Source organism: Microbacterium galbinum (assembly GCF_023091225.1).
Taxonomy (GTDB): Bacteria; Actinomycetota; Actinomycetes; order Actinomycetales; family Microbacteriaceae; genus Microbacterium; species Microbacterium galbinum.
This window is the reverse complement of the sequence record NZ_JAHWXM010000001.1, coordinates 62,956-83,663: the sequence shown is the minus strand read 5'-3', so window position 1 is coordinate 83,663 and position 20,708 is coordinate 62,956. Positions and strand designations below refer to the sequence as shown.

Below are 20,708 nucleotides of genomic sequence, written 5' to 3'. Positions count from 1 at the left end.
CCGTACAACCTACTCCGTGAATCGTGCTTCGATCGCCTCGCCGTGCGCGGGGAGGATCTCGCTGTTCGCCAGCGCGACCACGCCGTCGCGCACCTCGGCGAGAGCGGTCCGGTCGTAGGAGATCACCTGCTGCGGGCGCAGGAACGTGTAGGCGCCGAGGCCCGGCGCGTACCGCGCCTGTCCCCCCGTCGGCAGCACGTGGTTGCTGCCGGCCATGTAGTCGCCCAGGCTGACCGGCGTCTGGTCGCCGACGAAAACGGCGCCCGCGCTGGTGAAGGCGGATGCCGCGGCCTCGGCGTCGGTGAGGTGCAGTTCGAGGTGCTCGGGTGCGTACGCGTTGCTGAAGGCCGCCGCCATCGCACGATCGTCGACGAGCACGATCGCGGACTGCGGTCCGTCGAGAGCGGCGGACACCCGGTCACTGTGCCGGGTGGCAGCTCCCTGAGCCGCGACGTCGTGCGCCACTCGAGCGGCGAGGTCTTCGGAATCGGTGACGAGAACCGCGGAGGCCTGCTCGTCGTGCTCGGCCTGGCTGACGAGGTCGGCGGCGACGAGACGGGCGTCGGCGGAGGCATCGGCGACGACGAGGATCTCGGTCGCTCCCGCCTCGGAATCCGTCCCGACCACACCCGCGACCGCCCGCTTCGCGGAGGCCACGTAGTTGTTGCCCGGACCGGACACCACGTCGACGGGATCGAGCCCGACGCCGGGGACGCCCCACGCGAACGCGCCGATCGCACCGGCGCCTCCCATCGCGTAGACCTCGCTGATGCCGAGCAGTGCGGCCGCTCCGAGGATCGTGGGGTGGATGCGCCCGCCCTGGTCGGCCTGAGGCGGTGAGGCGAGGGCGATCTGCGTGACGCCGGCGACCTGCGCCGGAACCACGTTCATGATGACGCTCGACGGATACACCGCCTTGCCCCCGGGGATGTACACACCCACGCGGGTGACGGGCTGCCACCGCTGCACGATGCGCGCACCCGGACCGAGAAGGGTCGTCTGATCCGCGGGTACCTGGGCAGCGGAGGCGAGACGCACGCGGCGGATCGCCTCTTCGAGTGCGGCGCGCACCTCGGGTGCGAGCGCGTCGAGCGCTTCCGAGATGTGCTCGGCCGGAACGCGGATCGCGTGCTCGGTGACGCGGTCGAAGCGCTCCGCCTGATCACGCAGTGCGGACTCCCCCTGCGTGCGCACGTCGTCGACGAGCCGCGCGGCCGTGTCGAGCGCCTCGGCGCGTGCCTGGGTCGCGCGCGGCACGGCCGCGAGCATGTCTGCCGGCGAGAGCTCGCGCCCTCGCAGATCGATGATTCGCACTTCAGCCCTTCGTGATGCCGGAGATGTCGTGGAGGTATCCGATGCGGCCGTCATCGTGCCGGACGACGAAGGCGCCACCGCGGTCCTCGATCACGAGCGCCCAGGCCTGGGGGCCGATGCGGAAGATCGCCTCGCCGCGCTCGTCGTGCACGTCGCGCTCGGACGGGGCGAGGATCCAGAAGGGCTGCGCGGCCTGCGCGCAATCGCGGGGACGGGTCGCCTCGGGATCCGTGACGACGGACTCGTCGCCGAACACGTCGGTCGGATGCTCCGCTGCCGCGCTGGCCGGAGCCGGCACCGGTTCGGCGACCTCTTCGAGGAAGGACTCGATCTCACCGGTGTCGGAGATGATCTCAGGGGTACGGGAGCGACGGGAGTACGACGGGGTGTACTCCTCCTCGGCGACCGCTTCCTCGGTACCGGTTCCTCCACCCGAGGCGTGCGCGGCCAGCGGGACCTGCTGCGGCAGATCGAAGCGCGCGATCTCGTCGGTCGCGTAGCCGTCGGGGGTGTCGGTGTCGAGAGCGGCACGTCGCGTGGTCGGCGGCTCTGCACCGTCCCAGGATCCGTCGTGGGCCGAAACGGAATCGGGCGCGGCCTGCTCGTTCGTGTCCGGCTCGTTCGAGTCCGGCTCGGGCGCGAATGTCTCGGGTGCGAAGGTCTCGGGTGCGGCGGCGCCCTCCGCATCGGCGGGGGCGGCGCGCTCGGCCCGCGGGCGAGCGATCACCGGGCGCACCGGGTTCGCGTTGCGATGCGCGAGAGTGACGAGGCGGCCGTGGAAGTCCTCTTTCAGGCCCGGGATGATCGGAGCGAAGACCGTCAGCGCGACCAGCGCGAGGGAAGCGAGGAGCTGCACGATGCCGACCCAGTTGAGGGTCCAGACACCGAACTCGATCGCCGCGGCGATCGATGACCACAGCGCGCTGATCCACGTCACCGCCGAGACGGTGAAGGCGACCGATGCGAACTGATCGATCCCGAGGGAGCCGACTCGGCGGATGCCGTCGGGCGAGAACCGCCGCAGCACGAGCAGGAACACGGCTGCCGTCGGCACGCCGATCGGCAGGATCCACTGGATACCCGCTCCCCAGATGGAGGTGCCACCGGTCAGCGGGAAGAAGGAGATGACGAAGGCGATGAGCCAGACGCCGGCGATCGAGAGCTCCCGGAGGGTGAACCCGAGGATGCCGAACTCCGGCGTGACCTCTTCGTCGTACAGGACACCGTCATCATCGAGGAACGCCTCGTTCTCGGCATCCGCGTTGTCGGGGATATCGGTACTCATGGGTCTTCCTTTCGTCACGACGCGCAGAGGGGGGAGGCGCGTTCCGACGCGTCCTGATACTACCCGCTCAGCCCAGGCAGCCCGGCCCGAGGAGCGACTTGAGGTCACCGAACAGATCGGCGGAGACCTTCACGGGCATGGGCACTTCGAACACCTTCGCGGTGCCGCCGCGATGCACACGCAGGAGGACCTCGGTCTCACCCGAGTGGCGCCGGAGCACGTCGGCGAGCTCGTGCATCACGCGCTCCGTGGCACGCTGCTCGGCGAGCACGAGGGCGAGCGGCCCCGCGGCGTCGAACGACCCGACGTCGGGAGCGAATGCGGACTGCGCGTGGAGGTTGAGCCCGTCGTCGCGTCGCGAGACACGCCCGCGCACGGCGAGGATCGAATCCTGCTGGAGGACGTGCTGGAACTCGGTGTACGTCTTTCCCATGAACATCACGGTGACCTCGCCGTTGAAGTCCTCGACCGTGATCATGCCGTACGGGTTCCCGCTCGCCTTCGCCACGCGATGCTGGACACTCGTCACAAGACCCGCGACGGTGACCTGGTCGCCGTCCTGGAGGTCCTCGGAGTTGTTGAGGTCGTGGATCGAGATGGAGGCGTGCTTCGCGAGCGGAACCTCGAGTCCGGCCAGCGGGTGATCGGAGACGTAGAGCCCCAGCATCTCCCGCTCGAACGCGAGCTTGTCCTTCTTGATCCATTCCGGGCGCGCCGGCACCTTCGCCGGCGCAGCCTCCTCCATACCGTCGTACAGGCTGTCGAAGTCGAATCCGATCGCGCCCTGGGCTTCGTTCCGCTTGCGGTCGACGGCGGCCTCGACGGCGTCCTCGTGGATCTCGACGAGCGCGCGACGGGAGTCGCCCATCGTGTCGAAGGCACCGGCCTTGATGAGGGACTCGACCGTGCGCTTGTTCGCGACGTGCAGCGGAACCTTGTCGAGGAAGTGGTGGAAGGAGGTGAAGCGCTCGTCCTTCCGCGCCTGCACGATGCCCTCGACGACGTTGCTTCCGACGTTGCGCACCGCGCCGAGCCCGAAGCGGATGTCGTCGCCGACGGCCGCGAAGTAGTTGATCGACTCCGACACATCGGGCGGCAGCACCTTGATACCCATGCGGCGGCACTCGTTGAGATAGAGAGCCATCTTGTCTTTGGAGTCGCCGACGCTGGTGAGCAGCGCCGCCATGTACTCGGCAGGGTAATGCGCCTTCAGGTAAGCGGTCCAGTACGAGACGACTCCGTAGGCGGCGGAGTGCGCTTTGTTGAAGGCGTAGTCGGAGAACGGAAGCAGGATCTCCCAGAGCGCATTGACCGCCCCGTCGGAGTATCCGTTGGCGTGCATTCCCGCCTGGAAGCCCGCGAACTGCTTGTCGAGCTCGGACTTCTTCTTCTTGCCCATCGCACGCCGGAGGATGTCTGCCTGACCGAGCGAGAACCCGGCGACGCGCTGGGCGATCGCCATCACCTGCTCCTGGTAGATGATCAGACCGTAGGACTCCTCGAGGATGTCTGCGAGTGATTCGGTGAACTCCGGGTGGATCGGCGTGATGGGCTGCTGGCCGTTCTTGCGCAGCGCGTAGTTCGTGTGGGAGTTCGCCCCCATGGGACCCGGGCGGTAGAGCGCGATGAGAGCCGAGATGTCACCGAAGTTGTCGGGCTTCATCAGACGCATGAGCGACCGCATCGGGCCGCCGTCGAGCTGGAACACGCCGAGCGACTCTCCTCGCGCGAGCAGGTCGTACGCGCCCTGATCATCGAGAGCGAGGTGCTCGAGATCGAGCTCCTCTCCCCTGTTCATGCGGATGTTGTCGAGCGCGTCGGAGATGATCGTGAGGTTGCGCAGCCCCAGGAAGTCCATCTTGATCAGGCCGAGCGACTCGCACGACGGGTAGTCGAACTGCGTGACGATCTGTCCGTCCTGTTCGCGGCGCATGATCGGGATGATGTCGAGCAGCGGGTCGGACGACATGATCACACCGGCCGCGTGCACGCCCCACTGGCGCTTGAGGCCCTCGAGACCGAGCGCACGGTCGAAGACCGTCTTCGCCTCGGGATCCGTGTCGATCAGTGCACGGAACTCGCTCGCCTCTTTGTAGCGGGGGTGGGCGGAATCGAACATTCCGTCGAGGGGCATGTCCTTGCCCATCACGGGGGGCGGCATCGCCTTGGTCAGACGCTCGCCCATGCTGAACGGGAACCCGAGCACGCGCCCCGCGTCCTTGAGAGCCTGTTTGGACTTGATCGTGCCGTAGGTGACGATCTGCGCGACGCGCTCCGAGCCGTACTTCTTGGTCACGTACTCGATGACCTCGCCGCGGCGACGGTCATCGAAGTCGACGTCGAAGTCGGGCATCGAGACACGATCCGGGTTGAGGAAGCGCTCGAAGATGAGGCCGTGCTCGAGAGGGTCGAGATCCGTGATCCTCATCGCGTACGCGACCATCGATCCCGCACCGGAACCACGACCCGGACCGACCCGGATGCCGTTGTCCTTCGCCCAGTTGATGAAGTCGGCCACGACGAGGAAGTATCCGGGAAAGCCCATCTGGAGGATGATGCCGGTCTCGTACTCGGCCTGCTTGCGCACCTTGTCGGGGATGCCGCCCGGGTAGCGGTAGTGGAGCCCGGCCTCGACCTCTTTGACGAGCCAGCTGTCCTCGGTCTCTCCGTCGGGCACGGGGAAGCGCGGCATGTAGTTCGCCGCGGTGTTGAACTCCACCTCGCAGCGCTCGGCGATCAGGAGCGTGTTGTCGCACGCCTCGGGGTGATCGCGGAACAGTTGACGCATCTCGGCCGCGGTCTTGATGTAGTAGCCGTCGCCGTCGAACTTGAAGCGATTGGGGTCGTCGAGCGTCGATCCCGACTGCACGCACAGCAGGGCCTCGTGGGCGTCGGCCTCGTGCTGGTGGGTGTAGTGCGAGTCGTTCGTCGCGACCAGCGGGATGTGGAGGTCTTTCGCCAGACGCAGCAGGTCGGTCATCACCCGGCGCTCGATCGAGAGCCCGTGATCCATGATCTCGGCGAAGTAGTTCTCCTTGCCGAAGATGTCCTGGAACTCGGCGGCCGCCGCGCGCGCCGCGTCGTACTGCCCGAGGCGAAGTCGCGTCTGCACCTCGCCCGACGGGCATCCGGTCGTCGCGATCAGCCCCTTGCCGTAGGTCTGCAGCAGTTCTCGGTCCATGCGGGGCTTGAAGTAGTACCCCTCCATGCTCGACCGCGAGCTGATGCGGAAGAGGTTGTGCATGCCCTCGGTGCTCTGGCTCCACATCGTCATGTGGGTGTAGGCGCCCGAACCCGACACGTCATCGCTCTTCTGGTCGGGCGATCCCCACTGCACGCGCGTCTTGTCGCTGCGGTGGGTGCCCGGCGTCATGTACGCCTCGAGCCCGATGATGGGCTTGACCCCCGCGTTGCGCGCCGCGTTGTAGAACTCGAAGGCCGCGAAGGTGTTGCCGTGATCGGTGACGGCGATCGCCGGCATGCCGTATTCCGCGGCCGCCTGGGTCATCGCGTTGATCTTCGCCGCCCCGTCGAGCATCGAGTACTCGCTGTGCACGTGCAGGTGGACGAAGGAGTCGGATGCCATGGTTCGAGTCTACTTTCGGCGTCCGACATCGGGTCGCCGATCGGGGTCCGCGGGTGTCAGTCCGACAGGTCGAGCCGCATCAGCACGCGCGGGAATCCGTTCAGATGCGAAGTCGTCTCGGCCGACTTCTCGAAGCCCGCCCGTTCGAACAGCGCGCGCGTGCCGACGTAGGCCATCGTCAGGTCGACCCGCTCCCCCGCGTTGTCGACCGGATACGCCTCGATCGCCGGCGCCCCCTGTGCGCGTGCGAAAGCGACCGCCCCGTCGACCAGGGCGTGCGAGATGCCCTGCTTGCGATGCCCCGGACGCACCCGGATGCACCACAACGACCAGACGTCGACGTCGTCGATGTGCGGGATCCTGCGATTGGTGGCGAAACTCGTGTCGCGTCGAGGATGCACCGCCGCCCAGCCGACCGGCTCGTCGTCGAGATAGGCGATCACCCCGGGAGGCGGGTCTTCGGCGCAGAGACCGCGCACACGCTCGGCGCGTTCCTCGCCGCGGAGCTCCTGGTTCTCGGCGTTGCCGATCCGATAGCTCAGGCAGAAGCAGACGTTCGACGTCGGCGTCTTCGGGCCGACCAGCGTCGCGACGTCGGCGAAGACCGTGGCGGGCCGAACCTCGATGTCCATGACCTCAGTATCTCCCCGGCATCCGACATCCGCCGGAGCGACGAGTGATCACTCGTCTCGGAGGACCGCCAGGGCGTGCTGGAAATCGGCCGGATACGGAGACTCGAACTGCACCCACTCGCCGGTAGCCGGATGCGAGAACGCGAGCTGATGCGCATGCAACCACTGCCGCGTGAGACCGAGGCGGGCGGACAGCGTGGGGTCGGCCCCGTACAGAGGATCACCGACGCACGGATGCCGGTGCGCGGCCATGTGCACGCGGATCTGGTGAGTGCGCCCGGTCTCGAGATGGATCTCGAGAAGCGACGCGCCGGGGAACGCCTCGAGCGTCTCGTAGTGGGTGACCGAGGGCTTGCCGTCGGGGGTGACCGCGAACTTCCAGGAGTGGTTCGGGTGGCGACCGATCGGCGCATCGATCGTGCCCGCGAGCGGGTCGGGATGCCCCTGAACCACCGCGTGATAGATCTTCTCGACCGTGCGCTCCTTGAAGGCGCGCTTGAGGTGCGTGTAGGCGGTCTCGGTCTTGGCGACGACCATCAGGCCGCTCGTGCCGACGTCGAGCCGGTGCACCACGCCCTGACGCTCGGGCGCACCGCTGGTCGCGACCCGGAAGCCGGCGGCCGCCAGCGCACCCACCACCGTCGGCCCCTCCCAACCGAGGGAGGGATGGGCCGCGACACCGGTCGGCTTGTCGACCACGACGATGTCGTCATCGTCGAAGACGATCCCGAGTTCGGGCACCGCGATCGGAACGATCTTCGGACCTTCCTTGGGCTGCCATTCGACCTCGAGCCATCCCCCACCGCGCAGCCTGTCGGACTTGTCGAGGGTCACGCCGTCGAGGCGCACGCCGCCCGACGCCGCGACCTCCGCAGCGAAGGTTCGCGAGAAACCGAGCATCTTCGCGAGAGCGGCGTCGACGCGCGCGCCCTCGAGGCCGTCGGGCACCGGCAGTGAACGCGACTCCACGATCAGCGCTCGTCTTCGACCGGCGCCGCCGGTCGTTCGACGACGTCGCGTGCCGCGAGTTCCTGCTCCGCTGCCGCGGCCTCGGCCTCTTCCTCCGTCTCGACGGGCGCGTGGTCGCGCTCGCGGGAGCCATCGAAGCGCAGCCCGAAGACGACGAGCAGTGCGACCGAGATCATGCCGCACACGATGAAGATGTCGGCGATGTTGAAGATCGCGGGCATCATCCAGGGCATCGAGATCATGTCGACCACGTGTCCCACCGGGAAGCCGGGGTCGCGGAAGAGGCGATCTCCGAGGTTGCCGAGTACACCGCCGAGCAGCGCGCCGAGCACGACGGCCCAGAGCCGCGAGCGCAGACCGAACGCCTTCCAGACGATGACGCCGGCGACGACCGCGAGGGCGATCGTGAAGATCCAGGTGACGTCCGACCCGAGCGAGAACGCCGCTCCGGGATTGCGGACGTAGTACAGCTGAAGGAACTCACCGAGGACGGGAACCGGCTCCTGGTAGGGAAGGTTCTCGGTGGTGAGGTACTTCACAAACTGATCGGCGGCCAGCACGAGCGCTGCGAGAATCGCAACGATCGCACCGGCCGCCGACCGACGAAGGGGAAGGCGTGGGCTCAAGACCTACGACCTACAGTCCGATCGCGGAGACGGGCGTCGAGTCCGTGGAGGCCGACTTCTCGTCGAGGTCGCGGAGCTGACCCTCGATGTAGCCGCGCAGCTGCGAACGGTAGTCGCGCTCGAAGTTGCGGAGCTCGGTGATACGGGCCTCGAGCGTGTTGCGCTCGCGCTCGAGTCGAGCCGACTCCTCGCGCTGCTTCGCCTCCGCCTCGGTGCGGATGCGGGCCACCTCGGTCTCGGCGTCGGCGATGAGCTGGTTGCGCTTCGCCTCACCCTCGGCGACGTGCTCGTCGTGCAGACGCTGCGCGAGCTCGATGATCCCGGCGGTCGCCGTGGCGGAGCCGGAGGGAGCGGGCTCCGCGGGAGCCTCGGCGACGGGTGCCGGAGCCGCAGGCGCCTCGGCGACCGGAGCGGCCTCGGCCGACTCTGCGGCGGGCGTGGCGCCCGACTCGTAAGCGGCCAGTTTGGCCTTGAGTTCGACGTTCTCCTCGAGGGCCTTGCGCCACTCGATGACGATCTCGTCGAGGAAGTCGTCCACCTCGTCCGGGTCGAAGCCGTCCTTGAAGCGAACGTGCTGGAACTGCTTGGTGACGACGTCATCCGGGGTAAGTGCCATGATGGCTCCTCTTTCGGTGAGTTCGGTTGCCAGTGTCGATATGGCGTGATCGTGATGTGGCGCGAACCCGGGGCGCGCACCTGGGAGCCAGCATAGCCCCCGCACCTTGGCGCCGCGATGTCACGACACTCAGGAGTGAGAACTGGCAGGGGTCAGATGAAGAGCCGGACGATGTTCATCAGGATCAGCACGATGAGCATCGTCAGGGCGAAACCGAAGTCCAACGACAGCGTTCCGATCCGCAGGGGCGGGATGATCCGCCGGAAGAACCGGATCGGCGGATCGGTCACCGTGTAAGCGGCTTCGGCGACGACCAGGCCGAAGCCCTTCGGTCGCCACTCCCTGTTGAACAGCGGGATGTAGTCGAGGATCAGCCTCGCGAAGAGGACGAAGATGTACAGCAGCAGCACCAGATGGATGATGCTCGCGGCGATCGAGACCAGCTGCACGGCTTACTACTGATCGAAGCCCGCGGACTCCGCGTCCGCGTGCGCGATACCCCCCTGGCCCGAGACAGCGATGTTCTCCGGCGAGAGCAGGAAGACCTTCGAGGTCACGCGCTCGATACGACCGTAGAGGCCGAGGGAGAGACCGCTGGCGAAGTCGATGAGACGGCGGGCGTCTGCATCGCTCATCTGGGACAGGTTGATGATGACCGGAACGCCCTCGCGGAAGCTCTCGGCGATCAGCTGAGCGTCACGGTACTGCTTGGGGTGGACCGTCAGGATCTCGTTCACGGCACCCACCGAAGGCTGACGGACGGCGACGGGGCGGCGCAACGGGGTGACGGGAGCCGGTGCCGGCTCTTCACGGTCGCGGTCGCGCTCGCGGTGAGCGCGAGCGGGTGCCTGCTGCTCTTCTTCATAGGCTTCTTCCTCATCGGCGAGGCCCAGGTACACCATGGTCTTCTTCAGCGGGTTACCCATCGTGTCCTCCGGTTCGAACGATACGGGTTGGTCTTTGTAGAGGTTAACCCCGGTCGGGGCGGGGGCCGGTGATTGCCGACCCGATCCGAAGGTGTGTCGCGCCTGCGGCGATGGCCTCGGCGAAGTCGCCGGTCATCCCCGCGGAGATCCACGTGGCGTCGGGAGCGACCCCGCTCACCTCCTCGGCGACGCGGTGCAGACGCGCGAAAGCGGATGCCGGTTCCTCGTCGAGAGGGGCGACGGCCATGACCCCGCGCAGTCTGAGGGACGGGAGCGCGAGGACGTGCTCGGCGAGAGCGGCGGCCTCGGCGGGCTCGACGCCACCCCGCCCGGCGTCGGGCGTGAGATTGATCTGGACGAGCACGTCGAGGACGCTGTCGTCCTCGGCGGCACGATGCAGCGCGTCGGCGAGGCGCACCCGATCCACGGAGTGGACGATGTCAGCGCTGCGACGGATCGCCGCCGCCTTGTTCGTCTGCGCCTGACCGATGAAATGCCAGGTGAGGTCCAGCGCCTCGAGCTCGTCGCGCTTCGCGGACAGCTCCTGCTGCCGGTTCTCCCCGACCTCCCGCACCCCGAGAGATGCGAGCTCGCGCACCAGCTCTGCGGGATGGAACTTCGTCACGACGATGCGGGTGATCTCGGTCGCATCTCGCCCGGCCCGGCGCGCGGCGTCGGCGATCTGCTCGTCGATCGCCGACAGCCGCGCTCCCAGGTCGGTCACTTCAGGAATTCGGGGATGTCGATGTCGTCGTCGGCGAACGCCGGCTCGATGCTGGTCGTGTGCGTGCGCTGAGGAGCCGCGGAGGGCTCGGTCTCGGTGGTCTCGTCCTCCGCCACGGCATCCTTCTCATCCGAGAGCGCGACCTCCGGCAGCGTCGCGGTCGCGGGACGCGACACGACCATCGGGTCGAGGCGCAGGGACGGTTCGCCGCCGTCGAAGCCGGCGGCGATGACCGTCACACGCACCTCGTCGCCGAGGGTGTCGTCGATGACGGTACCGAAGATGATGTTCGCCTCGGGGTGCGCCGCTTCCTTGACGAGATCCGCGGCATCGTGGATCTCGAAGATGCCCAGGTTGGAGCCACCCTGGATCGACAGCAGCACACCGTGGGCGCCCTCGATAGATGCCTCCAGCAGCGGCGACTCGACGGCGAGCTCGGCAGCCTTGATCGCGCGATCGGCGCCTCGAGCGGAGCCGATGCCCATGAGCGCGGAGCCCGCGCCCTGCATGACGGACTTCACGTCGGCGAAGTCGAGGTTGATCAGACCCGGCGTGGTGATGAGGTCGGTGATGCCCTGCACACCGGCGAGGAGCACCTGATCGGCCGTCGCGAACGCCTCGATCATCGAGATCCCGCGGTCGCTGATCTCGAGGAGACGGTCGTTCGGCACCACGATGAGGGTGTCGACCTCTTCCTTGAGCTTCGCGACACCGGCCTCGGCCTGGCTCTGGCGGCGGCGGCCCTCGAAAGAGAACGGCTTGGTGACGACACCGATGGTGAGAGCGCCGATCGACTTGGCGATGCGTGCGACGACAGGGGCGCCACCCGTTCCGGTACCGCCTCCCTCGCCCGCGGTGACGAAGACCATGTCGGCACCGGTGAGGGCCTGCTCGATCTCCTCCGCGTGATCCTCGGCGGCACGACGACCGACCTCCGGGTCGGCTCCGGCACCGAGCCCGCGGGTGAGCTCGCGTCCGACGTCGAGCTTGACGTCGGCGTCGCTCATGAGCAGCGCCTGCGCGTCGGTGTTCACCGCGATGAACTCGACTCCGCGGAGACCGAGGTCGATCATGCGGTTGACGGCGTTGACGCCGCCACCGCCGACGCCGACGACCTTGATCACGGCGAGGTAGTTCTGGTTCTGGCTCATGGCCGGCCTCCGAGTTTTTCGAGCCTGGATCGGGCCAAACCTTAAACCTCAAGTAGAGGTGTAAAGTATTTCCCGGTATTGCGTTCTCTTGATCGAAGGTATGCGCCGCATCGGCATGCGCGCGCAACGGGATGGGCGTGTCGCGCGTTTCCTCGCGAAAGTCGTCAGCCGACGACGGCGGCGTTCGGGGACGAGACGTCGATCGTCCCGGCGCCGGGGTTCGCGGCGAGGGCCCTCGCGAGCACGATGCCCTTCGTCGCCGACTCGTCTTCGCTTCCCCACACCACCGTCAGACCGCTGCTCAGCGTCAACGTCACGTCATCGGCGGTGGTCGCACGCACACCCGTCAACTGCGCGCGGACGTCCGCCGGGAGCGAGCGCACGACGAGGCCGGCACTCTCGAAAGCGCTCGAGTCGGTACCGCCTGCGATGTCGAGGAGGGGCTGCCCTGCCGGCTGGTCCGTCGTGGTCGCGAGTGCCACACCCGCCGCGTCGACGAGCGTGTACCCGGCATCGGAGCGGAGCACGCCCACCGGGGTGCGCTCGACGATGCGCACCGTCAGGTCGTGCGGCGGGCGCGCCTCGAGCGCGTATGTCTCGATGAGGGGGAAGCCGATGAGCGCCGCTTTGATCTCACTGCTGTCGACGAGCGCGAGCGGCGTGCCGATCTGATCGCCGAGCGCCGCCTCGATGGCGGCGGGGTCCAGGGTGGTGGCACCGACGATCGTGATCTTCTCGACGGCGAAGAGCGGGCTGTAAGCGGCGGCGACGCTGCCCCCCACCAGCAGCAGAAGGGAGCCGACGATGCTCCAGCCGACGATGCGTCGCCGACGGGAACGCTGAGTGAAGCGGCGGATCTCCGCCCGCAGCGCCTTGCGACGAGCGCGGGCCGCGCGCCAGACGTCGCGCGTGGACGTCGGCGCATCGCCCGACGCATCGGTGGGCGAATCGATCAGCGCATCCGCTCCCGCTTCGATACCGAGGTCGGCGCTCTCCGGCGTCGTCTCCGCACCCACCGGTCCGACCTCGCGCGGCGCGCGGGGCCGTGACCGGGACGTCGACGGACTCGCGCCCGGTTCCTTCGGCCGATCGGTCGGAAGCGGAGCTGGACGTCGCACCTGCTACGCCCCGTCGGTCCGGCTCAGCGCCTCCAGCACCTGCGGGATCATCTGGTAGACGTTCCCGCACCCGAGGGTCACCACGACGTCGCCGTCGCGCGCGACCGTCGCGGTGTAATCCGAGGCCTGCTGCCAATCGGCGACGAAGTGCACGTGCGAGGGATCACGAAACGCGCCGCTCACGAGTTCGCCCGTGACTCCGGGAACCGGGTCCTCCCGCGCGCCGTAGACGTCGAGCATCACCGTGTGGTCGGCGTACGTCTCGAGGACGTCGGCGAACTCCTGGTACATGTGCTGGGTGCGCGAGTACGTGTGGGGCTGCTGGATCGCGATCAGGCGGCCGGATCCGGCGATGCCGCGCATCGCCTCGAGCGCCGCTCGGACCTCCGTCGGGTGATGCGCGTAGTCGTCGTAGACGCTCACGCCCCGGGCGATGCCGTGCAGCTCGAGGCGCCGAACGGTACCGGCGAAACCCTCCACCGCACGCACGGCGTCCGCGAGCGGGTAGCCGAGCGCGCCGAGCACGGCGACCGCGCCGGCCGCGTTGATCGCGTTGTGCACGCCGGGGACGGCGAGCTGCATGCGCACGCTCTCACCATCGCGCGTGAGCGTGGCGGCGACCCCGCCGGCGGTCTCGATCTCGGTCACACGCAGGTCGGCGTCCTCGGCCTGGCCGAAGGTGATCACCCGGGGGTGCGAGAGGTCCGCACCGACGCGGAGCGCTCCCGCGTCGTCGCTGGAGATCACGACCGCTTCGGACGCGCCGTCCGCGAACCGGACGAACGCCTCGTGGAACGCCTCCTCCGAGCCGAAGTGGTCGAGGTGGTCGGGGTCGACGTTCGTGATGAGCGCGACCGCCGTGTCATAGAGCAGGAACGTGCCGTCGGACTCGTCTGCCTCGATCACGAAGAGGTCGCCGGATCCGGTGGCGCTCGACGCGCCGAGCTGCTCGATCACTCCGCCGTTGACGAAGTGCGGGTCCGCGCCGAGATCGCGCAGCGCCGTGACGATCATCCCGGTGGAGCTCGTCTTGCCGTGGGCCCCCGCGACCGAGACCAGTCGACGGTCGCCGATCAGCCAGTGCAACGCCTGGGATCGATGGATCACGTGGAGTCCCCGCTCCTTCGCGGTGACGAACTCGGGGTTCTCGGGCCAGATCGCTCCGGTGTGCACGACGGTGTCGGCATCTCCGAGGTGGGCCGCGTCGTGCCCGATGTGCACCGTCGCACCGGCCGCCGCCAGGGCCCGCAGGTTGTCGCTGTCGGCCCGGTCGGATCCCGAGACGCGGATACCCGCATCGAGGAACATCCGAGCGAGACCGCTCATACCCGAACCGCCGATGCCGATGAAGTGCGCGGCCGTGATCGAATCGGGAATCGGCAGGGAGAGGTCAGGTCTGATCATGTCGTTCTCAGTCTACTTCCGGGCGCTCAGCGAGCGATCGACCAGTGCGATGACGTTCTCGGTGCCGCTGCGGGTTCCCGCCTTCTCGGCGGCATCGGCCATCTGCGCCAGGCGCGCGCGATCCGCCAGCAGGGGCACGACCTCCCGGCGCACGGCGTCACCGTCGAAGGTCCCGTCATCGAGCAGCCGGGCGGCCCCCGCGGCGACGGCGGACGCCGCATTCAGCCGCTGCTCGCCGTTGCCGACGGAATACGGGACGTACAGTGCCGGGATCCCGAGCGCACTGATCTCGCTGACCGTCGCGGCTCCGGAGCGCGAGACGATGAGATCGGCGAGGGCGAAGGCGAGGTCCATGCGATCGACATAGCGCCGCATCGCGTAGCCGGGAACCCCCGGATCGGCGAGGTCGCTGCGCTCGCCCGTGACGTGGAGCAGCTGCCACCCGGCCGCGAGCACGTCACCCCACGAGTCCGCGAACGCCTCGTTGAGACGCTGGGCCCCGAGCGAGCCACCGAACACGAGCAGCACGGGCGCATCGGAATCGAGATCGAAGTGCCGCGCCGCCTCGGCACGGGTCGCCGCACGGTCCAGTTCGATGATCTCGCGACGCAGCGGCATGCCGACGACCTCGCTGCCGCGCAGCGGTGTGCCCGCGAAAGCGACGCCGACCGCGGCCGCCCCGCGCGCTCCGAGCACGTTCGCGAGTCCCGGCTTGGCGTTCGCCTCGTGAACCACGAACGGGATGCCCTCGCGGCGCGCGGCCACATAGGCCGGCGCCGAGGCGTACCCGCCGAAGCCGACGACCACGTCGACGGCGTGCGTGCGGATGTGCTGGCGCACCTGCGCGATCGCGCGGCGGAAGCGCTGCGGGAACCCCAGCGCCTGGCGGTTCGGGCGGCGCGGGAACGGCACCTTGTCGACGACGAGCAGCTCGTAGCCGCGTTCGGGAACCAGACGCGCCTCGAGCCCCTCGGCCGTTCCGAGAACGAGGACGGTGGCGTCGGCGTCACGCGCGACCAGTCCATCGGCGACGGCGAGCAGGGGGTTCACATGGCCGGCGGTACCACCGCCGGCGAGAAGGTACGAGGTCACTCCGAGACCCTACCCCGCCGCGCTGCGCGCACCCCGCGAGCTCGGGTGCGTGACGCGGTCTCCTGCTTCTCGCCGCTCGGGAGCGTGCGGGCGAAGGCGAGGAGCACCCCGCATGCCAGGAGCACGGCGAGGAGAGCGGTGCCACCCTGCGACATGAACGGGAGCGGAACGCCCATCACGGGGAACAGCCCGACGACGACGCCGACGTTGAGGACGGCCTGTCCGGCGATCCAGACCGTGATCCCGCCCGCGGCGACGCGGATGAACGGATCGTCGGTCTTGCGGATGATGTGGAACGCGCCGACGGTGAAGAACGTGAAGAGGGCGAGCACGACGATGCATCCGATCAGGCCGAGCTCCTCCCCGACGATCGCGAAGATGAAGTCGTTGCCGGGAGCGGGGAGCCACCCGTACTTCTCCTGGGAGTTGCCGAGCCCGAGGCCGAAGATGCCGCCGTTGGCCATCCCCCAGATGCCGTGGATCGACTGATAGCAGTCCGTGTTGTAGAGGGCCATGTCATCGCAGTTGGCGGTGATGCGCCGCATGCGGTCGGTGCTCGAGAGCGCGTACGCGAGCACCGCGGCGACGCCTATGATCACCGGGATGATGAACAGCCGCAGCTTGACCCCGGAGAAGAACAGGCACCCCAGGAGGATGAGGACCAGCACCATCGCGGTGCCGAGGTCCTTACCCGCGAGCACCGTGCCGATCGCGAGCGCGCCGACCGGCACCACCGGGATGAAGACGTGATGCCACGTTCCGAGCATCGCGTGCTTGCGCAGCAGCACGTAGGCGATCCAGAGCGACAGCGCGAGCTTCAGGAACTCGGAGGGCTGCATCTGGAAGCCGACGACCTGTATCCAGTTGCGGTTTCCGCCGTCGGCGACACCGAGCGGGGTGAAGACCAGGAGCTGGAGCGCGACCGCTCCGAACAGAGCCGGCCAGGCCAGCTTCTTGAGGAAGCGCACCGGCAATCGGCTGATCAAGAACATGAGCGGGATGCCGAGGATCGCGAAGATCCCCTGGCGCAGTGCGCCGCTCATCGGGTTGGAGCCGTTCGCGACGGCGGTCGCGCTCGTCGCCGAGAGCACCATGACGAGCCCGAAGAGGGTGAGGAGCAGCGCGGTCGAGGCGATCAACAGGAACTCGGTCGACACCGGCGTGAACCGGCGCCCGAGCGAGACCCGAGCGGCGAGACCGCCGGACTCAGAACGCGGAGGGCGAGCCACCTGCGTCATCGGCACTCCCCCGGTCGATCCACGTGCGCACCGCCTCGGCGAAGCGATGGCCACGATCCGCGTAACTGGTGAACTGGTCGAAGGATGCCGCCGCCGGGGCCAGCAGAACCGTGCCCTCGTCGTCGACGATCCCCGCCGCGATCTCCACGACACGATTCATGACATCTCCAGTGTCGCCAGCATCCACCTCGAACACCGGCACCGTCGGCGCGTGTCGTTCGAATGCCGCGACGACGGAGGCTCGCTCGACTCCGATCACGACCGCGGCGCGTGCCGTTCCGCCGGAGCTCGCGACGAGATCGGCGATGTCGACGCCCTTCAGATCTCCCCCCACGACCCACACCGAACCGGGGTACGCGCGCAGCGAGGATGCCGCGGCGTGCGGGTTCGTCGCCTTCGAGTCGTCGATCCAGGTGATGCCCGCGTGCGTGGCGATGACCTGGATGCGGTGGGCGTCGAGCCGGAACGATTCGAGTGCCGAGTGGATCGCCTCGGGTTCGACGCCGAGCGAGCGCGCGAGCGCGCTCGCGGCGAGGATGTTCTGCACGATGTGCGGAGCCACGAGGCCGACCCGCTGCAGATCGGCGACCGTGGTGATCTCGAGCGCGCTACGGGCCCGGTCGTCGAGGAAGGCCCGGTCGACGAGCAGGCCCTCGACGACTCCCAGATCGCTGGGTCCGGGTGTTCCCAGGTCGAACCCGATCGCGCGCGCCCCGTCGACGACCTCTGCCTCCTCGACCATGCGCCGGGTGGCCTCATCGGCCTTGTTGTAGACGCACGCGACGCGGGTGTTGCGGTAGACCAAGGCCTTCGCGTCGCGGTACGCCTCGGCGCTGCCGTGCCACACGAGGTGGTCGTCGGCGAGGTTGAGGCAGACGGAGGCGTGCGGGAAGAGTTCCCCCTCCGGCTGCGAGAGCCCGAGGTACCAGAGCTGATGGCTGGAGAGCTCGACCACGAAGACGTCGAATCCGGCGGGGTCGCGCACCGCATCGAGCACCGGCACGCCGATGTTGCCGCAGGGCGCGGCGCGCAGCCCGCCCTCGACGAGCAGTGCTGCGGTGAGCTGGGTCGTGGTCGTCTTGCCGTTGGTCCCCGTGATGAGCACCCACTCGGCCGGAGTGCCGTCGTCGCGCACGACCTTGTCGCGCACTCGCCAGGCGAGTTCGATGTCGCCCCACAGCGCGATTCCGGCTTCCTGCGTCCACCGGATGATCGGATGCGCAGGCGCGAAGCCGGGCGACGCGATCACCACCTCGGGGTCGAAGTCGGTGAGGGCCGCAGGCACCGTCGCGAGCGATCCGATCTCGAGACGGGCGCCGATCACGGGGACCAGGCGCTCGTACTCCTCGTCGGCGGACTCGCTGAGCACGAGGACGTCGGCACCGAGCTCGGTGAGGGTGTCGGCGACCGAGAACCCGGTCATCGAGAGTCCGAGGACCGCGACCCTCAGACCCTTCCAGTCGGCGTTCCAACTGGTGAGGGTGCGCAGGCGCTCGTCAACCGACACGGGTGAGCCATTCGACGTAGAAGAGCCCCACGGCCGAGACCGCCAGGAGACCCGCGATGATCCACAGTCGGACGACGATGGTCACCTCGGCCCAGCCGCGCATCTCGAGGTGGTGATGGAAGGGACTCATGAGGAACAGGCGCTTGCCGCGCGTGAGCTTGAAGTACGCGCGCTGCAGGATCACCGATCCGGAGGAGAGCACGAACACACCCGCGATCACGAAGAGCAGCAGCTCGGTGCGGGTCAGGATCGCGAGGGCGGTGATCACACCACCGATAGCCATGGAACCCACATCGCCCATGAACACCTTGGCCTTGGGGGCGTTCCACCAGAGGAACCCGATGAGGGCACCGGCGAAGGATGCGGCGATGATGGCGAGATTGAACGGGTCGCGCACCTCGTAGCAGCCGGCGAGGGCCCCCATGTCGACGCCTTCACCGACGCAGGGCTGCTTGTACTGCCAGAACGCCATGAGGCTGTACGCACCGACGACGATGACTCCGGCGCCTGCCGCGAGGCCGTCGAGCCCGTCCGTGAGGTTCACGCTGTTCGAGGTCGCGACCCCGATCACGGCGATCCAGATGAGGTAGAGGGCCCAGCCGATGATCACGCCGAAGGCGAAGAGGTTGAGCCAGGTGATGTCGCGGAACAGCGAGATCGACTCGCTCGCGGGCGTCTGCCCGAACTTGTTGGGGAAGTTCAGCGCCACGATCCCGAAGGGGACGATCACGAGGAGCTGGCCGATCACCTTCCGCCAGCCCGAGAGACCCAGGCTGCGCTGACTGCGCACCTTCATGTAGTCGTCGATGAAGCCGACCGCACCGAAGCCGATCATGAGCCAGATCACGAGGAGGGCCGAGAGCGCGGGCACCGCGCCGCCGACGTACACGCCGGTGAAGTATCCGACGATGGTGCCGATGATGAAGATCACACCGCCCATCGTCGGTGTGCCGCGTTTCGCCTCGTGACTCGGGTTCTCGAGCGCTTCGGGGGTGCGGATGACCTGCCCCCAGCCCCACTTGCGGAAGAGCCGCAGGAAGACGGGAGTCAGGAAAAGGGTGAAGGCGAGCGAGATCGCCGCCGCCATGATGAGTGACCTCACGAGAACAATTCTCCCAGACGATCGCCGAGATGCCGGAGGCCCACGGAGTTTGATGACTTGACGAGCACGCGATCGCCGTCGCGCAGCTCGGAACGGAGGTATTCGAAGGCGGCATCCTGATCGGGCAGGTGCACGGCTTCGCTGTCCCAGGATCCCTCGCCCACGGCGGAGAGGTAGAGGCGTCGGGCCTCGGGGCCGACGACCACGATGCGGCGGATGTTGAGGCGCACGGCGAGCAGACCGATACGGTCGTGCTCCTCCCCCGCGCTCTCACCGAGCTCGCTCATGGCTCCGAGGACGGCGACGGTGCGCTCGTCGGGACCGGTGATCTGCGCGAGGGTGCGCAGGGCGGCCGCCATCGAGTCGGGGCTCGCGTTGTAGGCGTCGTTGATGATGCGCACGCGCTCGTTGCCGAGGGGCTGCATGCGCCAGCGCTCCGCGATCTCGACGGTCGCGAGGCGAGCGACGGCGTCCTCCGCGGACACGCCGAGGACTCCCGCGGCGGCGATCGCGGCGAGGGCGTTGGTGATGTGGTGCGCGCCGAGCACCCGGAGATCGAGAGGGATGCTCCGTCCCGCGGTCTCGATGACGCACCGGGTTCCCGAGGCGGACACCTCGATGTCGTGCGCACGCACCTCGGCCACCGGGCTCTGTCCGAAGCCGACCACGCGCATGCCGCGGGATTCGGCGAGGTCACGCATCGCCGCGACGCGCGCGTCGTCGACGTTGAGAACGGCGGTGCCGGTCGCCCTGGCGGCGGCGACGAGCTCGGACTTGGCCTTCGCCGTCTCCTCGATGCCGCCGAAGCCGCCGGCATGCGCCATCCCGACCATGAGCACGACCGCGACGTCCGGCTCGACGAGTCCTGCCAGATGCGCGATGCTGCCGGGCGCGGCCGCGCCGAACTCGCTGACGAGGAAACGCGTGGTCTCGGTCACGCGCAGCATCGTGACGGGGGCACCCACCTCGTTGTTGAACGATTTGACGGGGGCGACGGTCTCGCCCTCGTCTGACAGGATGCGCGCGAGGAAGTTCTTGGTGGTCGTCTTGCCGTTCGAGCCGGTGATCCCGACGATCTTGAGGTCGCCATTCTCCCGCACGCGGCGCACGACCTCCCGTGCGAGTGCGCCGAGCGCGACGACGGCATCCGCCACCACGATCTGGCTCACCTCGACGTCGACCGCGTGCTCGACGATCGCGAGCGCGGCCCCCGCATCGACGGCGGCTCCGACGAAGCGATGGCCGTCCGTCTCGGCACCGGGCTTCGCGACGAAGATCGAACGCGGACCCATGGTGCGGGAATCGGTGTCGACGGTGCCGTCGACGACGGTGCCGGCCATATCGGTTCCGGCAAGGCGCAGCTCACCGCCGATGGCTTCGGCGATCTCAGCGAGCGACAGGGCGATCATGACATCTCC

General features: G+C 68.3%; 18 protein-coding genes. All 18 read right to left on the bottom strand.

Going from position 1 to position 20,708, the window contains the following annotated elements; all coding sequences use genetic code 11:
• Nucleotides 1-9 precede the first annotated feature (9 nt).
• Nucleotides 10-1,314 (bottom strand): histidinol dehydrogenase, encoded by a 1,305-nt coding sequence (gene hisD / locus KZC52_RS00395; RefSeq protein ID WP_247622099.1) that lies wholly within the window; start codon nucleotides 1,312-1,314, stop codon nucleotides 10-12.
• A 1-nt stretch (nucleotide 1,315) separates the two neighbouring features.
• A complete protein-coding gene (locus KZC52_RS00390; protein WP_247622098.1) occupies nucleotides 1,316-2,599 on the bottom strand; it encodes a hypothetical protein in 1,284 nt (427 codons plus the stop codon).
• 67 nt (nucleotides 2,600-2,666) lie between these two features.
• Nucleotides 2,667-6,185, bottom strand: a complete 3,519-nt coding sequence (gene dnaE, locus KZC52_RS00385) for a DNA polymerase III subunit alpha (RefSeq protein ID WP_247622097.1) — start codon at nucleotides 6,183-6,185, stop codon at nucleotides 2,667-2,669.
• A gap of 56 nt (nucleotides 6,186-6,241) precedes the next feature.
• Nucleotides 6,242-6,817 carry a GNAT family N-acetyltransferase gene (locus KZC52_RS00380; RefSeq protein ID WP_247622096.1) on the bottom strand — a complete coding sequence of 192 codons (576 nt, stop codon included), beginning with the start codon at nucleotides 6,815-6,817 and terminating at the stop codon, nucleotides 6,242-6,244.
• Between the two features lie 48 nt (nucleotides 6,818-6,865).
• On the bottom strand, nucleotides 6,866-7,786 hold the full coding sequence (locus KZC52_RS00375; protein ID WP_247622095.1) for an RluA family pseudouridine synthase: 921 nt from the start codon (nucleotides 7,784-7,786) through the stop codon (nucleotides 6,866-6,868).
• 2 nt (nucleotides 7,787-7,788) lie between these two features.
• Nucleotides 7,789-8,325 carry a signal peptidase II gene (lspA, locus tag KZC52_RS00370; protein ID WP_247622094.1) on the bottom strand — a complete coding sequence of 179 codons (537 nt, stop codon included), beginning with the start codon at nucleotides 8,323-8,325 and terminating at the stop codon, nucleotides 7,789-7,791.
• A 97-nt stretch (nucleotides 8,326-8,422) separates the two neighbouring features.
• A complete protein-coding gene (locus tag KZC52_RS00365) occupies nucleotides 8,423-9,028 on the bottom strand; it encodes a DivIVA domain-containing protein (protein ID WP_247622093.1) in 606 nt (201 codons plus the stop codon).
• A gap of 152 nt (nucleotides 9,029-9,180) precedes the next feature.
• Nucleotides 9,181-9,477 carry a YggT family protein gene (locus tag KZC52_RS00360; protein WP_247622092.1) on the bottom strand — a complete coding sequence of 99 codons (297 nt, stop codon included), beginning with the start codon at nucleotides 9,475-9,477 and terminating at the stop codon, nucleotides 9,181-9,183.
• A gap of 6 nt (nucleotides 9,478-9,483) precedes the next feature.
• Complete coding sequence (locus KZC52_RS00355; protein WP_247622091.1) at nucleotides 9,484-9,954, bottom strand: cell division protein SepF; 471 nt, start codon at nucleotides 9,952-9,954, stop codon at nucleotides 9,484-9,486.
• A gap of 43 nt (nucleotides 9,955-9,997) precedes the next feature.
• Nucleotides 9,998-10,678, bottom strand: coding sequence for a YggS family pyridoxal phosphate-dependent enzyme (locus KZC52_RS00350; RefSeq protein ID WP_247622090.1), 681 nt, complete (start codon nucleotides 10,676-10,678; stop codon nucleotides 9,998-10,000).
• Nucleotides 10,675-11,829: a cell division protein FtsZ gene (gene ftsZ / locus KZC52_RS00345; protein ID WP_247622089.1), complete on the bottom strand. Its 1,155-nt coding sequence runs from the start codon at nucleotides 11,827-11,829 to the stop codon at nucleotides 10,675-10,677. Before ftsZ ends, KZC52_RS00350 begins: the two co-directional genes overlap by 4 nt.
• Nucleotides 11,830-11,993: 164 nt before the next feature.
• A complete protein-coding gene (locus tag KZC52_RS00340) occupies nucleotides 11,994-12,845 on the bottom strand; it encodes a cell division protein FtsQ/DivIB (RefSeq protein WP_308194244.1) in 852 nt (283 codons plus the stop codon).
• Nucleotides 12,846-12,950: 105 nt separating this feature from the next.
• A complete protein-coding gene (gene murC / locus KZC52_RS00335; protein ID WP_247622088.1) occupies nucleotides 12,951-14,351 on the bottom strand; it encodes a UDP-N-acetylmuramate--L-alanine ligase in 1,401 nt (466 codons plus the stop codon).
• Between the two features lie 12 nt (nucleotides 14,352-14,363).
• Complete coding sequence (locus tag KZC52_RS00330; RefSeq protein WP_247622087.1) at nucleotides 14,364-15,443, bottom strand: UDP-N-acetylglucosamine--N-acetylmuramyl-(pentapeptide) pyrophosphoryl-undecaprenol N-acetylglucosamine transferase; 1,080 nt, start codon at nucleotides 15,441-15,443, stop codon at nucleotides 14,364-14,366.
• Nucleotides 15,440-16,681, bottom strand: coding sequence for a putative lipid II flippase FtsW (gene ftsW, locus KZC52_RS00325; RefSeq protein WP_247622086.1), 1,242 nt, complete (start codon nucleotides 16,679-16,681; stop codon nucleotides 15,440-15,442). The genes KZC52_RS00330 and ftsW overlap by 4 nt, the downstream gene beginning before the upstream one ends.
• The gene (murD, locus tag KZC52_RS00320; RefSeq protein WP_247622085.1) at nucleotides 16,650-18,188 is read right to left on the bottom strand and encodes a UDP-N-acetylmuramoyl-L-alanine--D-glutamate ligase; all 1,539 of its coding nucleotides are present in this window, start codon (nucleotides 18,186-18,188) and stop codon (nucleotides 16,650-16,652) included. The genes ftsW and murD overlap by 32 nt, the downstream gene beginning before the upstream one ends.
• Entirely contained in the window at nucleotides 18,178-19,290 is a 1,113-nt protein-coding gene (mraY, locus tag KZC52_RS00315) for a phospho-N-acetylmuramoyl-pentapeptide-transferase (RefSeq protein WP_247622084.1), read from the bottom strand. Before mraY ends, murD begins: the two co-directional genes overlap by 11 nt.
• Nucleotides 19,287-20,699 carry a UDP-N-acetylmuramoyl-tripeptide--D-alanyl-D-alanine ligase gene (locus KZC52_RS00310; protein ID WP_247622083.1) on the bottom strand — a complete coding sequence of 471 codons (1,413 nt, stop codon included), beginning with the start codon at nucleotides 20,697-20,699 and terminating at the stop codon, nucleotides 19,287-19,289. Before KZC52_RS00310 ends, mraY begins: the two co-directional genes overlap by 4 nt.
• Nucleotides 20,700-20,708 lie beyond the last annotated feature (9 nt).

Bases quoted from the DNA above. Each gene is read 5' to 3' on its own strand.
- KZC52_RS00355 (WP_247622091.1), bottom strand. From the start codon at position 9,954: ATGGGTAACCCGCTGAAGAAGACCATGGTGTACCTGGGCCTCGCCGAT.
- KZC52_RS00365 (WP_247622093.1), bottom strand. From the start codon at position 9,028: ATGGCACTTACCCCGGATGACGTCGTCACCAAGCAGTTCCAGCACGTT.
- KZC52_RS00380 (WP_247622096.1), bottom strand. From the start codon at position 6,817: ATGGACATCGAGGTTCGGCCCGCCACGGTCTTCGCCGACGTCGCGACG.
- dnaE (WP_247622097.1), bottom strand. From the start codon at position 6,185: ATGGCATCCGACTCCTTCGTCCACCTGCACGTGCACAGCGAGTACTCG.
- ftsZ (WP_247622089.1), bottom strand. From the start codon at position 11,829: ATGAGCCAGAACCAGAACTACCTCGCCGTGATCAAGGTCGTCGGCGTC.
- KZC52_RS00310 (WP_247622083.1), bottom strand. From the start codon at position 20,699: ATGATCGCCCTGTCGCTCGCTGAGATCGCCGAAGCCATCGGCGGTGAG.
- KZC52_RS00390 (WP_247622098.1), bottom strand. From the start codon at position 2,599: ATGAGTACCGATATCCCCGACAACGCGGATGCCGAGAACGAGGCGTTC.
- ftsW (WP_247622086.1), bottom strand. From the start codon at position 16,681: ATGACGCAGGTGGCTCGCCCTCCGCGTTCTGAGTCCGGCGGTCTCGCC.
- murC (WP_247622088.1), bottom strand. From the start codon at position 14,351: ATGATCAGACCTGACCTCTCCCTGCCGATTCCCGATTCGATCACGGCC.